Source organism: Arthrobacter sp. D3-18, from assembly GCF_054408525.1.
The window spans coordinates 1189824-1205474 of record NZ_CP096440.1 but is presented as its reverse complement, the minus strand read 5'-3'; the positions used below and the strand labels follow the sequence as shown (position 1 = coordinate 1205474).

8 protein-coding genes are annotated in these 15651 nt (G+C 61.0%); all 8 read right to left on the bottom strand.

Annotated features, from left to right (window positions below):
* Positions 1-645 precede the first annotated feature (645 nt).
* A complete protein-coding gene (locus M1D89_RS07635; protein ID WP_498649501.1) occupies positions 646-2787 on the bottom strand; it encodes a beta strand repeat-containing protein in 2142 nt (713 codons plus the stop codon).
* A 98-nt stretch (positions 2788-2885) separates the two neighbouring features.
* Positions 2886-3983, bottom strand: a complete 1098-nt coding sequence (locus M1D89_RS07630; protein WP_498649499.1) for a hypothetical protein — start codon at positions 3981-3983, stop codon at positions 2886-2888.
* 113 nt (positions 3984-4096) lie between these two features.
* The gene (locus M1D89_RS07625) at positions 4097-4969 is read right to left on the bottom strand and encodes an MBL fold metallo-hydrolase (protein WP_498649498.1); all 873 of its coding nucleotides are present in this window, start codon (positions 4967-4969) and stop codon (positions 4097-4099) included.
* Between the two features lie 96 nt (positions 4970-5065).
* Positions 5066-5725 (bottom strand): hypothetical protein, encoded by a 660-nt coding sequence (locus tag M1D89_RS07620; RefSeq protein WP_498649496.1) that lies wholly within the window; start codon positions 5723-5725, stop codon positions 5066-5068.
* Positions 5726-5766: 41 nt separating this feature from the next.
* Positions 5767-7323, bottom strand: coding sequence for a polysaccharide pyruvyl transferase family protein (locus M1D89_RS07615; RefSeq protein ID WP_498649494.1), 1557 nt, complete (start codon positions 7321-7323; stop codon positions 5767-5769).
* A 91-nt stretch (positions 7324-7414) separates the two neighbouring features.
* Entirely contained in the window at positions 7415-10573 is a 3159-nt protein-coding gene (locus M1D89_RS07610) for an S-layer homology domain-containing protein (RefSeq protein WP_498649493.1), read from the bottom strand.
* A 215-nt stretch (positions 10574-10788) separates the two neighbouring features.
* A complete protein-coding gene (locus M1D89_RS07605; protein WP_498649491.1) occupies positions 10789-13758 on the bottom strand; it encodes an Ig domain-containing protein in 2970 nt (989 codons plus the stop codon).
* A gap of 173 nt (positions 13759-13931) precedes the next feature.
* Complete coding sequence (locus M1D89_RS07600; protein ID WP_498649489.1) at positions 13932-15593, bottom strand: polymerase; 1662 nt, start codon at positions 15591-15593, stop codon at positions 13932-13934.
* Positions 15594-15651: the final 58 nt, after the last annotated feature.

Here is a 15651-nt window from a genome sequence, read left to right as displayed (position 1 = left end):
GGTCGGCGGGGAGAGCTGGCTCGCATGGGTTTCCGCGCTGCGCACCCCTTGCCGCCGGGCGCTCCCCTTCATGGTCAGGCCCGCACCACTTCCCGCCAATCGCACCAGAGGTAACAGGGGCGATCGGCGGGTACGGGTGCGCTCAAGTCCAGCTGGCTGGCTCGCACTGCTTCCGCGCTGCGCACCCGTTGCCGCCCGGCGCTCCCCTTCGTGGTCAGGCCCGCACCACTTCACGCCAAATGCACCAGAGGTAACAGGGGCGACCGGCGGGTACGGGTGCGATCCAGCCCGCCTAGCTGGCTCGCACCGCTTTCCGCGCTGCGCACCCCTTGCCCGGCGCTCCCCTTCGTGGTCAGACCCGCACCACTTCACGCCAAATGCACCAGAGGTAACAGGGGCGACCGGCGGGTACGGGTGCGATCCAGCCCGCCTAGCTGGCTCGCACCGCTTTCCGCGCTGCGCACCCCTTGCCCGGCGCTCCCCCTCGTGGTCAGACCCGCACCACTTCACGCCAATCGCACCAGAGGTAACAGGGGCGATCGGCGGGTACGGGTGCGCTCCGGACCGCTACTTGGTCGCAGTTGTTGCGGCTCCGGGAAGCCGGAGCCGCAACAGCTACATGCGAAGTGAGATTACTTCCCGGGCTTAGCGGTGGTTAGCTGCTGCCTTCCGGCGACCTGCTGCTGCGAGCAGGAACCCCATCAGCAGCATGGCACCTGCCCAGAGAACCCAAGTTCCGTTCAGTCCCGTCTTGGCCAAAGTGTTGGCGCTCCCGACGGCGGTGGAGACTGCCGCGGTCAAGGCACCCTGGGTGTTACCAGCGGTTGCAATGGTGCCGGCTCGGGTGCCGACGACTGTGCTGGCTTGAGTGCCGACAGCTGTGCTGGCTTGTACGCCGACAGTCGTGCTGTTTGATCCCGCGACGGGGGCGTCGATGCCGGTTTCTCCACCAGCGCTAGGGCTGCCATCGCCAGCAGGCGGGTTGACGGCAGGCGGGTTCACAACCGGAGGAGTGACAACAGGAGGATTCACGACCGGCGGGTTCACAACTGGCGGGGTCACGGCGCCGGTTGAGCCACCGCCGATTCCCACAGAGGTGGAACCGACGGTGACAGGAGCCGTGATCGGGATAACCAGCTGAGTTCCGGAGAGAAGCCCTCCGTTGCCTGAAGTGGTGCTGCCGGGCGTCGTACCCGTCGGAGCAGTTCCGCCGGTGGTGCCGGTGTTCGTGGCCGAAGAGTCACCCAACAGACCAGCCGAGGTGGAACCAACGTTCACCGGAGCAGTAATCGGAGCAACTATCTGAGTCCCCGAACCAACACCATCCGAACCCGAAGTGGAAGCACCCGACGTAGCCGGAGCCGAAGTCCCGGACGTACCAGTGCCGGTGTTCGTGGCCGAAGATTCGCCCAACAAACCAGCCGAGGTGGAACCAACGTTCACCGGAGCAGTAATCGGAGCAACTACCTGAGTCCCCGAACCAATGCCATCCGAACCCGAAGTGGAAGCACCCGACGTAGCCGGAGCCGAAGTCCCGGACGTACCAGTGCCGGTGTTCGTGGCCGAAGATTCACCCAACAAACCAGCCGAGGTCGAACCAACGTTCACCGGAGCAGTAATCGGAGCAACTACCTGAGTCCCCGAACCAATGCCATCCGAACCCGAAGTGGAAGCACCCGACGTAGCCGGAGCCGAAGTCCCGGACGTACCAGTGCCGGTGTTCGTGGCCGAAGATTCACCCAACAAACCAGCCGAGGTGGAACCAACGTTCACCGGAGCAGTAATCGGAGCAACTACCTGAGTCCCCGAACCGATCCCATCGGAACCGGAAGTGGAAGCACCCGACGTAGCCGGAGCCGAAGTACCGGAAGAACCGGTGCCGGCGTTCGTGGCCGAAGAGTCACCCAACAAACCAGCCGAGGTCGAACCAAGGTTCAGCGGAGCCGTAATCGGAGCAACTACCTGAGTCCCCGAACCAACACCATCCGAACCCGAAGTGGAAGCACCCGACGTAGCCGGAGCCGAAGTACCAGACGAGCTGGAAGAACCCGAAGTACCCGATATTGCGGACGAGTCCCCACCAACACCCACGGCAGTGGCCCCGATGTTAACAGGGACCGAAATCGGAGCCACTACCTGAGCGCCGGACGCGATACCCTCTCCCCCCGACGTCGTTGCCTGCGCCGGCGTTTGGGCCGGAGCAGGAGCTGGTGCTGGTGCTGGTGTTGGTGCTGCCGAAGTGGCAGCCGAGTCGCCAAGTACACCGGCCGACGTCGACCCCACCGTGATGGGGATCGTCACCGGTGCGACAACCTGGGTTCCCGAAGCGATACCGTCGGAACCACTCGTGCTGGCTACCGGCGTCGAACTTGCCGCCGCAGCAGGTGCTGCAGGAGCGGCAGGTGTGGCTGAGCTCGCCGCAGTGGAGCCCCCCAGCAGACCCACTGACGACGAGCCCAGGTTTAGGGGCACCGTCACCGGAGCGACTACCTGCGTTCCGGAGCCGATGCTGTTGGTGCCGTTGGTGCTGGCGGCCGGCGCTGCAGCGGAACCTGAACCTGCAGCAGGTGCCGGCGCGGACGTCGTAGCTGCTGAATCCCCCAACAGTCCAAGTGATGTTCCGCCGAGGCTGACCGGCGCTGTTACTGGCGCTACCACCTGCGTTCCGGAAAGGAGCCCGTCCTTGCCGCTGGTGGTATCCGCGGCGTTTGCCGCAGTAGCGCTGAGGACGATCATGCCCCCGGCAAAGCATGTGCCAATGAGGCACTTGCGTATGGTCGTGTTCATTTTGATTCTCTCCTGAAGGCCTTGTTCCCAAGGACGTCCGAGTGACGGATCGCCCGAATGACCGTCTGCCGCGAAGTGCTGCGCGGCTGGCTGGGGAACTAGTCAGGAGAGGAGCCGGGATCGAAGCATACCGGCTTTGGATGTTGTTCAGCATCGGCCGATTCCAGGCCGGGAAGAGCGTCTACGGGAATGATCAGTGCGTCGTGAAGGAAGGCGGCCGCCGGGCTGGGCGGACCGTTTTGGGAGTTGCCGGACCCGGCACCCGTGAGGCCTGCGGGTGCAGTCGCAGGGTCATTGGGCAACCTTGAGGGCGCCTCGGGATCGGCGGCTGAGGAGGTGCCGCCGAGCACCGCGGTTATCCCTGTAGGACCAAAATTGCGGGTAGGTGTCAGGAACGCTGGAGCATCAGCGGCCACCCCTGAATGGTTCGCGTGAACGTCCAGTTTGCTGGGCTCAGGAAGCGTTGCGTCCGTTGAACTTACGACGCCGGTAGTCGCCAGGGCGCCGGCGTCCGCCGTAGCGGGGACAACTGAAAGGTCACTGCCTGGCATGCTCGGGATCCCGGCCACCGGCGCGGTCCCGGGGTCAACAACAGGCGTCACGACCAGGGGCGGCACGGTAACGGGCGGGACGGTAAGAGGCGGGACCGTTACCGGCGGAACCACTGCTTCGACGGGTGCCAAAACGCTGTCCACAACGCCGACAATTGGTTCCACGATCGGGTTTACCGCGTCTGTAACGGGTTCCAATCGAGCGGGTTCCAGCACCTGATTTACCGGCGGAACAACAACGTTGACCGTGTGATCCACGGTGTCCGTGGCCGGAACCACAACAGTGTTCACCACAGTTCCGGCAGTGTTCGGAGGAACCACTTGGTTGACTACCGGAGCCTCGGCAACCACGTGATCAACAGTGCCACCAACATGTTCCACCAAGGGTGTCACCGCCGGCACATGAACGTTGATCTGTTGGGTTGGAACTAATCCTTTGACCAGGTTCGGCAGGGGTACGTTCGGCACCGGGATGTTGACGGAGCTGGAGGTCGCGACACTGCCCAAAAGGGTTTTGTCGGAAGTTCCGGCGTCAGCACTCGCGGCCGAAGCGGAGAGGGCCATCCAGATTGCGGTACCGGCGCCCGCGACCATGACAGAGCGGAGAATGCTGGTAGCACGCGGGAAAACGCGTGAACCCCTCATCTCGACACCCCCAGGTAGTCGCGAACCAATGGTCGCCTTCATCCTAGGACGGGACTAAGCCATTAGTCCATGGCTGAGAGTAAACAAGATGACAAATTTGTAAGGAACCTTGTTTAAGAAGGGTAGGAACCCGTTTTACCGGGTCCAAAGTCCGGAGTACCCAATGATGAACGTCCCTGGGCATTGGTTTCCTGAAGCCGTTTGATAAACCAACGGGATTGTTCCGGTCCATAAGGCAGCACGGGAATTGCCTTGGTGGCGTCGGAAGGCATGTCGCGAATGGACTGCGTTGCCTGCCGGACCGCGGTGCTCATGGTGTCCGCCATGGTCTTCACGAACTCATCACTGACGGGCTTGCCGTGGCCCGGGACCAGGAACTCGTAGCGGTGGCGCAGGGCCGAGATGTGCCGCAGCGCGTCGGCCCACTCCTCCGGATAGGAGTCCTCGAACGACGGGTGCGCACCTTGTTCAACCAAGTCCCCCACGTACAGCGTGGAGCTGGTGCCAACGAGGAGGTCGCCGTCGGTGTGCGCGCGGCCCAGGTAGAAAAGGGTGGCGGTGATGCCGCCAAGGTCAACGAGGACCGGCTGGTCGTGGACCAAGGCGTTGGGGACAACGATGTCGACGGCGTCGCCCTCCCCCGCTGCCATCTCAGGTTCGTTGGTGGCCACGAAGCGTCGCTGGTTGTCGGCGTCGCGTTCGATAGTCGCCGCACAGTTGGCGTGCGCCCAAAACTCCGTGACGCCGTCGTCGGCAAATACTGCGTTGCCGAAGAAGTGGTCGTAGTGCGCGTGGGTGTTCACCACGACCAGCGGAAGCTGGGTCTTTTCGCGGACTGCCGCGAGGATCTCGCGGCCTTGGCGCGGACCGCAGCCTGTGTCGATGACCATGGCGAGCTCAGAGCCCACCACAAGTCCGGTGTTGAGTAACGATCCCTCGGTTTCCAAGACGTAGTTGTCCGGTCCGAGTTCTAGCCAAGCTGACAATTCGTGCTCCGTATCCACTGCAATCCGGCGATGTTCAGGCCTCTACTCTACCCACGGAACCCGTACGAACGCTGGAAGGCTGGCGGATTCGGGCCCTTAATCCGAGTCCGTATTGTCCTGCATCTTTGCTGCCGTGGATTCCAGAAAACGTCCCGTCTGAACGAACTCGCGAATCGTGAAAGCCGCCCCTACTGCGCCAATGATCACAGCAATCGCGAATATCAACGCCAACACCGTGTCTTCCCCTAATGAGAAGTTGATGCACTGCGGCAAAAGGATCAGCGTGTTTACCGGTAACAGCAAAACTTGGAAAGCCAGGTTCTTGCGCAGTTGGACCGCCGCGCCACGTGCCACAACGAGGTGCTCGTCATTCAGGGGAACCCTGCCGGAGATCTGACGCCGAATATACTTCTGTTCACTGCTTTCCAACGAAATCAGAACGCCCAAGGTCCCGGACTCAATCCGTGGGGAAATTCTCTTCGCGTTGTAAACGAAAGCCCCAATGAAGGCACCCAGGCAGGCCAGCAAGCTGCCGAACAGGACGTACTGGACCCAGCTTCGGACTGAATCACCGAATGCCCAGCGTGCGACTACCGTCCCCACTGCCGTCAGAAGAATGAAGCCTGCAGGAAAGTAGCGCGTGTAGTACACCTTCAGGGCATCGCCAACGCCGTGGTCCGCCAGACCTTGTGCTCGCCGGCGTGCCTTAGCCCAGCGATCGTTCGACGCCGAATTGAGATCGTCAATGCCGCTCATGAAGTGCCCCCATGAGCTCCATCATGAACCATCCTGCCGGTTTATCGCCGGAGCAGCCTGAGCTTTCGGCCAGCACGTACCACCAAGGAGGACTTCAGCGACTGAAGCTCACTCCGGAGTTGCTCGCGTTCGGACTCCCTTGCCGCGAGCGCTTCCGTGCGTTCATTCAGTTCGCCCCGCAGCTGGTCCCGCTCCATTTCCACTGCGCCGAGGCTTCCACGGGTGTCTTCCAAGACGTGGGTCAGGCCGAAGAGCTCAACCGACTGGTGGCCGATGTGCAGTTCATTGTTGGCCGTCAGCTTGGCCACGGACGGATGCTCACCGGACGCGAGTTCCAGGAACGTCGGTTCCGGGCTGACAAGGACCGGCGCCTCTGGCCGGGCCCCCTTCAGGGTTTCGACGACGGCGTCCCACCAGGCGCGCTGGAAGTCACCTTGCGTCGGGCTGAGTTGGTTAAGGTAGGCACTGATGTCGTCGCGGCGGCCCCACAACTGATCTACGTACGTATCGAATTCCGGAGTGGCCAGGTGCCGCAGGGAACGCATGGTGTGGCCGAGGCCCCAGTTGGCCAGTGCGCCGCCAATGCGGACCTCGCCGTAGTAATCCACCGCGATGCCCAGGCAAGGAACGCCCGCTGACAGTGCGAAGACAATCGGGTGGTACCGGCTCGCCACCACAAACGCGGCCTGCATTGTCAGCGACGCGGATTCCTCAGCGGACAGCTGGCCGCAGACCACCACGTTCTCCGTGCGCATCCTCTGCCGGATGTCCTGGTGGGTTTCGATGTCGATGTCCGCCTCGCCCGGTTGGGACATGTGCGGAATCATCACAACGTCCAGGTTCCCGGCGTCGGCGATTCTGTCCAGCACCTCAGCGATGCGCTGGTTGAAAGCGTCCCTATCCATTGCGCCAGTACCGGGCGCGAACGTGGCTACCAGGAATGGTCGGCCCGGTTGGGGCTTGTAGGTGACCTGATCCAATTCGAGGGCGGCGGGAAGGGCGTGGTCCACCTCAAAGAAGCTCGCGTCGTCGAGCGTCAAGCCTGCGGGCACGTCCGCGTTCCGCATCAGTTCCCACGAGGTTTGCTCGCGGACGCTGGTGAGCGTCGCTGAACGGAAAAGCTCGACCACTGTGTCGTAGTCGGGCCCCGTGAGGACAGGCCCTACGGTCTGTCCGGAAATGACGAGCGGCTTAGCCAAGGCGTTGGCAATGGCTCCCACGGCTGCCCGCTCGTAGAGCAGCCAACCGTAGGGGGAAGTCATGTTCCCACCGCCGGCGATCACCACGCCGTCGCAGGTCTTCATGGTCTCGATGAGCGCGTGAACCTGATCATCAGCGGGGAGGGCAGACATGTCGCCCGCGAGGATGGCACGGATTTCACGGAGGTACGTCTCCCGCCGGTGCGGAGGCCACGGGAATTCCAGTGTCTTGACCGAGGAAGTCCCGAAAATTCGAGTGCTCTGCTCCGGATCCCGGGACAGCAGGACAATGTCAGAAACTCCCCTGGCGCGTAGTTCGTCCACCACGGCATGGGTCATGGCTTCGTCACCCACGTGATAAACGGGCTGACCAATATCTCCCAGAACTACAACTCGCACGACACTCCGGTGTTAGGACGAAAAGGGCAGCTTTCAGCGTACCGGGTCTTGTCGCGGGCAGTTCAACACAGCGGCTCCGCTTGAACTCGGGTCAACCGATCATCGACCGGAACACGCCCACGCCGATCGGCTGACCGGGAGATAAAAGTTCCTGCCCAAACACCGAAAACACCACAAATCGCCCGTTGGCTGAGATCGATTGCATGATGTGCCACTCGTCGAGGGAAGCACCGGACGGCGTGACGCTCACCAATTTCGTGATCCCCGCATTTATGTCGCGGACATAAACATCTTCAGCCTCGCGCACCTCGCCGGTGACCATGTCGGTCCCGATCGAGATGAATGAGACAAAGCGACCATCCCACGAGATCGATGGACTATGCGACCACTCATTTCCCTGACTCCCTGATGGGGGAACTGAAACAAGGCTGGTAGTGCCAGTCGTCATGTCCCGCAACAACACACCATTCGCACCTCCAGACTTTCCCGGGACCAGATTGGACGCGTAGGAACCGAACGCAATGAATCGACCGTCCGCGGACAACGAAGGGCTGTGTGAGAGGTTGTCCCCTGGGACGCCGTCAGTGGAGACGGAGACGAGTTGCGTGGTCTGCGTGGCCAGATTGCGCACAAACAAGTTGCCAATCTTGTTTGTTGCGTGTGGGGTGATGCCGGAAACGGTCGAGCTAAAGGCTACGTGACGCCCGTCAGCCGAAATGTTTGCACCCGACGAGCTGCCATTTCCGACCGTACCTGCAGAGGTGGCAGAAACCAGAACGGTGGAGCCAAGGTTCATGTCGCGGGCGAAAACGTCCACTGAGTTGTTGGCGTCTCCGCTCACTAAAGATCCAACATTCGAAGTAAATGCAACAAAGCGACCGTCAGCGGATACAGAAGCCTGGTAAGACCGCCCGCTCCCTGTTGCTCCATTGGGCGTCACAGATACCAGCCTTGTAATGCCAGCTTCTAGATCACGAATGAATACATCGTCGACGCCGTTGGTGTCTCCGGCTACCAGGTTGGACGCACTGGAAGTGAAGGCCACGTATCGTCCGTCGCCGGAAATTGAGGGTTCATGGGACCATGCGTTGGCTGCATTTCCTGCGGGCGTGGCTGAAACAAGCCGCACTGCCCCTGTCACCATGTCACGAACAAACAAATCCTCCTGGTCATTACTATCCATTCCGGGTACCAGATCAGCAGAAGCGGAGACGAAGGCTACGTATCGACCGTCTGCTGAAACGACCGGAGCGAACGGCATACCAGAACCAGGCGTTCCCGCTGGAGTCAGGTGCACCAGATCGATCGTCCCCGGGGTCGAGGTTGAGGTTGGCGTGGGTGTTGGCGTCGGGGTGGGCGTGGGCTCCGGGTCGGGTTCCGGGGCCACCACGGGTTTGCCCTCACAAGGGTTGGCCACGTGGAGTGTCCAGCCCGTCGTGGTGGTGTCGGTCCATTCACCCAAGTTGATGCCCATGATGTTGATGCCCGCCGCAATGCCGAGCCTTGCAGCAAAGCCCAGCTCTATCGGGCAGGACCACTGGAAACCTTCTCCGGAGTTTGTCACTTCTATCGCAGCGGAGACAAATGGGCCTGCACCAAAAGTGATGCCGACGATGCCGTAGAGCTTGACCTTGGCATCAAAGTCCAAAGAGGCTTTCGCGGTAAGCGAGGCTGAGGCTTTGACGGTGTTTTCTACTCCATTTGAGCTTGGTTTGGTGTTGATCAGATTGAAGGAACCATCACGGTACTTGAAACCATGGTCATTTGAGACGGTCTGGGAAGAACTGAAGGCGATCTGAGCTTCCCCTTCAACAGTGAGGTTGGCGGCAACTCCCAGTTCCGTGCTCACCACCACCGGTACGGGCCCAGCCATGAACGTGAATACCGAGTTCAACTCGCCGAGCGGGGCACTGATTTCGCCCTTCAGTGTGCCTCCGACCTTGATCGAGTGGGACGCGCTCGTGGACGGCGTCACCACCACCGAGGCTTCCTTCAGACTCAAAAACCCTGTCTCGAGCGTCATCTTGGCTTTCGCTGATGCCTTGATGGCCGACTCAACTGTCATGGATCCGGTGCCGGTCAAGTTGGGCCACTTCGACTCGGATTTAAACGTCTTCTTCCACGCGAATGACCTTGAATAGATATCCGCTGAGGCTTCCGCGAATGGTTGGGCCATGTCCGGCCTTGTTGCGGTCGGTGCCGCATCGGGTTCAACCACGACGTCGGGTTCGGGGATGAACTCTGACCTCACCGGGGTGCCGCTCACTTCGAGCAGCCCGCCGGTGGAGACCACGGCTTCGGGGAGGGTGGCGGGTTTGGTTTTGACCAGGGTGTTTCCGCCCGGGTCGCGGACTACCTGGACCGCCCGGACCAGCAACCCGTCCGGGGTTCCGGTGGTGACACCGGAGACCAGCACGTCATTGGGTTTGATCTCCAGCGCCTGATCCGAAGGAAGCACCACCGTGTCCGCACTCACCAGCGCGGTTTCGAGTTGGGATGGTTCAAGGACCTCGACGTCGGGGGCCACCGTGACCGTCCCGGCCGCAGGGTTCTCCGGGTCAGCGGGTGCTTTCTGGCCCGCGTACCGGTAAAGGAACGCAGCCATCGCATCACGGGCGATCCCGTTCAACGGCCGGTACTCACGGACCCCGTTACCGACATCCCAGCCGGTGGAAATGCCCGACGCTGACAGCCAGGTGATCTCCGCATAGAACCCGCCACCAGCCGGAACATCCACGAAGGGAGACACCGCCGGGGCCGTGAACGCCGGCTTGTCCGCATACCGGTAGAGGAACGCGGCCATCGCATCACGGGCGATCGGGGACAACGGACGGTACTCCCGCTTCCCGGGCCCGACATCCCAGCCCGTGGAAATGCCCTCCGAAGCCAGCCAGGTGATCTCCTTATAAAACGCAGCCCCGGCCGGGACATCCGTGAACGGAGACACCGCAGGAGCGTTGAACGACGGTGACCCGGCATGACGGTACAGGAAGGCCGCCATCGCGTCCCGGGCAATGGACTCCAACGGACGATACTGCCGCACCCCGCCGGCATCCCAGCCCGTGGAAATACCAGACGCCGCCAACCACGAAATCTCCGTCGCGAACTGCGACTCCGTTAGGACGTCAGAGAACGTCACCACGTTCTCCACCACCGGATCCGCAGCCACCGCCGCCGGCAACACCAACAACCCCGGCGCCACCACAAACAACACCACAGCAACCAACCACGCCACACCACGACGAAACACCGCAACCCCCACAGACCGGCGACACCCAGAAAACACTCAGAAAGCTAACTACACGGCATCCATCCCAAGCGAAGCAACAGAAAGGGGAATTGCGGACTCACATTACGCTTTCAAAAAACTCTCTTGGCCCAAAGCGGATGGTGGCGGCACGAATAACCCGTAACAGCACAAAACGGCCGGCCTTGGTATTACAAGGCCGGCCGCTCTGTAGTGAATCAGGGAGTCTTGGACAGGAAGTGCTGGATGTTTTGAATGATCGGCGTTCTAGCGTCGTACTCGAGGTAATTGATGTCCATCAGAACAACAACGCGTCCTCGTCCGGTCTTCATATCCCCTTCAGCCCAGACGCCTCCGATGGCCACACTTTCACTTCGAGCGAAGACGTTCCGGGCGTCCACACCATCCATTCCGCTGATGGCTCCGGGTGCATCGGGGTCAAAAGTGGTGAGCACGTTGGGCACTTTCGTGATTTCGTTGCTGGCGGCAGGATTGAACGAGAAGGTTCCCTGCACATCGCCCATCTGGCCCACCACAACGTTCTGGTCGGTGAGTACCTGGCGGAGGACATTCTGAACGCTGGCATTCAGAGCCTCGCAACATGGACGCTCCCCAGTGAGGTAGGCCGCTCCACCATCAGCTACGTAGCCGGCAACACGGCGCTCGTCCGCATCGCTCCATCCGTAGCGTGACGGGTTCCAAATTGACTTGTAGCCGCTCAGGTCAGCAGGGAGGGAGGTCGCTTCCACAACCTCTGCACCGGCGTCGCGGAGAGTTTTGGCGACGTTCGCTATGCCAAACCCTTCGTCACCATCGGCGTATACGAGGACCTTGTCCCCGCGTGGCGGGGTGGGGTTCACAACCAAGGTCAACGGAGCTGATGCAACAACGCCCTGCTTGTCCGTGGCTGTAACGGTGATCTCGGCAGTTGCCACCGCAGTGGGGACACCCGAAACTATGCCGGTTCCGGAATTCAGAGCGAGCCCCGAAGGAAGCGTCCCTTGAGAAATCGTCCAGGTGTAAGGCAGAGTCCCGCCCTTGGCAGCGAGGCCTATCTTGTATGCCTTCCCAACAGTCGCGCTGGGAAGTGAAGTAGACAGCACCTTCAGTGGTGCAACCGTCGGGGGCACCTCTGCGTCGGGAGCGCCCGGTGCCGGGGGCTTCGTGGACCAGGAGGCGATGGTCTTTTCGTAGATCGTGCCGGAGTAGATGGTCACGTTGGGACCGCCGTCGAAGAAGCAGATAAGGCAGGCACCAAGTTCAAATCCAACCCGGCCCTTGAGCTCTGCCATGGGGTCTTCGGTTGGGTGGTAAGCGGCAGATACGGACGCATTAATCTGGCCGGTAATTCCGACGATCTCCACCCAAGTGACGCGTGTATCGATTGCGCCCGTGAGGGTCGCTTCGATGCCCGAATCGCTGGAAAGGCCCAGCGGCTCGTGCTCAGTGCCACACGTAGCGGCGCGGCTTTCCTGACCGTCCCGCCACTGGTAAGACGAACCGCATTTGAGGGTCACGGAAGTGCTGAGGTCCAGCTTGCCGTTGACTTCAAACGTCAGGGACGGCTGGGCCACCATGACGATGGCACCGGCGCCTGAGGGGACGGTCACCTTGACCTCGGGACCCGCCACTGTACAGACACCTTCCCCGGAAACAGCCGCTCCCAGGTTCACTGTGATGGAGCCTTCGATGTTTGCCTGCAGTTGGTGAAGACCCCCAAAGAAGGGCTTCCAATCGGCATAGAGCGAAGGTTTCATATCCGGCGTGACAGAGAGGCCCTTGAGGTCCGCGGTCGCTCCACCCTCACACTGAATTTTCTTCGGTGCCGGGACTGGTTCCTTTGCAGCGAAGGGCGTGGAGAGCGCTTCAGATTCTCCGAGGGAAGTGGCTACTGCTGCTTCATCCGTGAAGTGAACGGTGCCCTCGGAGTAGGCCGCGGAAAGGTTGGTCGCGGAGACCGACACCAGGAGCGTCCCTTCAGCCGTCATCTGGACGTCGTTGACGTTGAGGATTGCACCGGATTCGAGATTGGCCCAAGGGTCGAGTGTCAGTACCTGGCCCACGGCCACATCGATGGCCGTAAGCTCCACGGAGGTGATGTCGTTCGATTCAGGATCCCTGTTGATGGCGACGATGTTGTCCCCCGGGATGTGAACCGTGTTTTCCTGGGGCACCAGGATCTCGCAGGGCTTGCCCACGCATTCCTCGGGTGCGGCTTCCGGTACGTTCAGGCTCAGGGTCCGCGATAGCGTCATTCCGGAATCATCAGTGGCTGTGACGATGACCGGATAGTCGCCTGTGGCCGCTGGAGAACCGGACAGCACACCGGATGGTGAAAGAGTGACACCTTGGGGAAGGCCGGTGGCATTCCACACCAAGGAGCCGAATCCGCCGGCCCCCGTGAGCTGTTCGAGGTATCTGACTCCGGCGATGCCATCCATCAAGTGGTCGCTCGCAATGGTCAGCGGGCTTGTGTTCAGGTGAAAGCGGTACATGAACGCTGCCATGGCATCACGGTTTACGGCCTGCAGCGCCCGGTACGTCTTCGAGCCATTGGCTTCGGTCCAACCGGTGCTGATGCCTGTAGAGGCAAGCCATGCCATTTCCTTGTAGAACTGCTGGGAGGTGGCGACGTCGGCGAACGGCGAGACTGCCGGCGCGACGTAATCGGGGCTGCCCGCCAGACGGTACAAGAACGCAGCCATGGCGTCTCGATTTACAGGCTGTAGTTCCCTGTAGGTTTTGGTGAAACCGTCTGCTTCGGTCCAGCCGGTGCTGATGCCTTTGGACGCCAGCCACGCCATCTCTTTGTAGAACTGCTGGGACGTGGACACATCAGCGAAAGGTGACTCAGCCGGAGGAACGAATCCTGGACTGCCGGAGAGCCTATACATGAAGGCCGCCATCGCGTCTCTGTTGACCGCCTGCAAGGCCCTGTAGGTCTTCGACCCATTGGCCTCGGACCATCCAGTACTGACGCCCGCGCCAGCCAACCACGCCATTTCGGCGTAGAACTGCTGGGACGTGGAGACGTCGGCAAAAGGAGACGTGGTCGGAGCCGGGAACGACGGGCCACTATCCTGGGCCGTAACGACGGTGGGCTGGGTTTGTGTCGCGGTTTCCGAGACAACCACTGGCTCTACGGGAGTTACCGGAGCTGCGTTGGCCGGAATCATTCCGGCCATCATGAAGGCTGATAAGGCAAGGCTAAGCCCTGAAGTTTTGAGTCTTCGTCTGTATTTTTGGCGCACTTATGGCTACTTTCCGCGCTTTTTGGCGGAAACCCGCCCCCATTTTTCATCTACCGATTGATAGATATTCAAAAAGATAGCGTTATTATCCGGTTACTCCAATTTGGGGGCTAACGGGCTTGGGCCAGCCGTTCCTCCACGTCAGCGGCTTTGTCGGGCTGACCGGACACAACGTATAGCTCCGAGAGAATGTTCAACGCTCTCTCCGGTTTGGGGGTCAGGGCCGCAGCACGTTCGATGTCTGCAATGGCACCCTCCAAATCCTGGCCGCTGGCTTTGGCGAGCCCCCGTAGAAGGTGGGGCTCCGATGTCCACGGCGAGCGCTCGATCTGTGTGTCCAGCGTCTTCTGGGCGGCTGGAACGTCACCTGTCCCCAGTTGTCCGATGGCCAGTGCAGTAAGTGCCTCCATGGAGGACGGGTTGCGTTCGACGGCGGCCCTCGCCCAGGTGGTAGCGGCCACTGCCGCTGTTGTATCGCCCTTGACGGCACGGACAGCGAACGCTTGTGCGGCAAGAAGGTCGATGTCCTGGTCCCAGGGCCTCAGGGTCTTTGCCTGTTCGAACTCCTTAGTCGCCTTCGGAACATCGCCTGCGGCGGCCAAGTCAGTACCTGACTTCATGGGTATCTCTGCGCTTGCGGCGAAACCGGCGACGATAGCGGCCACCAGCGCCAGCCCAACAGCTGATAGACGAGCTATGTTAGAAGCCCTATCGCGAGGACTGGCTTTTTCCCTCACGGGAGCATTGCCAAAAATGGCACCAGCGAGGACACAAACCAACGCGGTGGTTCCCGGTGACGTGAAGTGAGTCATGAGTGCGAATCCGTAGCCGCAAATTGCCGCCAGGGCACCAATCAGGAACAGTTTGTGCTCATTTAACGGTGTGGCCCGGACGCGCCTGAATCCGATCACGATGACCATGCACACAGCTGCGGCTACGGACAGCAGGAAGAACAATCCACCTGCGCTGACCAGCTGCAGAAGGATCATGTGTGGGCTGTCCGCCGGGAACTCAGTTCCCACGTTCTTGGCGAATGCGTCGGATAGGTGAGAAGGCAATACGTCCACGAATTGCCCTGCCCCAAGTCCCAGAATCGCGTTGCCGGACAGAGCCTGGAGGGACGCCTCCCAGAGGTATACGCGGCCCGTAACTGTTCCCATGCTGAACAAGCGTTCCGCAACGGAAGGGATGGACCATGACAAAACTGCAGCAACACCTATGAATCCTGCGAGGGCAGCGATCGCGTGGACGGGCTTTCCCGATTTGAACAGTTGGAATGCTTTGAATCCGAAGAGCACAATTCCGCAAATAACCACAACGAGGATGCAGGCGCGGGAACCGGACGTGATGGTGACTACCCCTGCCGCTGCCGCTCCTATTTGTGCCAATCTGTTCTTTGTCCAGAGCGCCGGGGGCAGAAGCAGCAAGCAAGCGACCAGGCCCGCCAAGCCTAGATCTGTTGCATTACCCAACGTCGCTCCGGGGCGTATATCCTCAGCGCCACCAAGTGGCCGAAGACCGGCTGCCTCGGCCACTGCGATGGGCGCGAGAATGAGCATGCAGAGGGACAGGCCATGGATCGCAAACCGTCGGCTCTTTGCGCCGGACGAGCCGCCCAGTAAACGCACTCCGACCACCAACAAGCCCACGTATAGGAGTAGGACAGGTAGGCCTTCGTACCGCGGCCAGCGTCCAACAAAGGCAGCTGACACATCGCCGGAACTCAGTGCTGCAATGACATATGTCCCCACTATGGCTGCCAAAATCAGCACCGTAGGACGCCCAAGTCTTGACGTTGCCGGGGCAAGAAGACCCAGGCACAACGCGAGT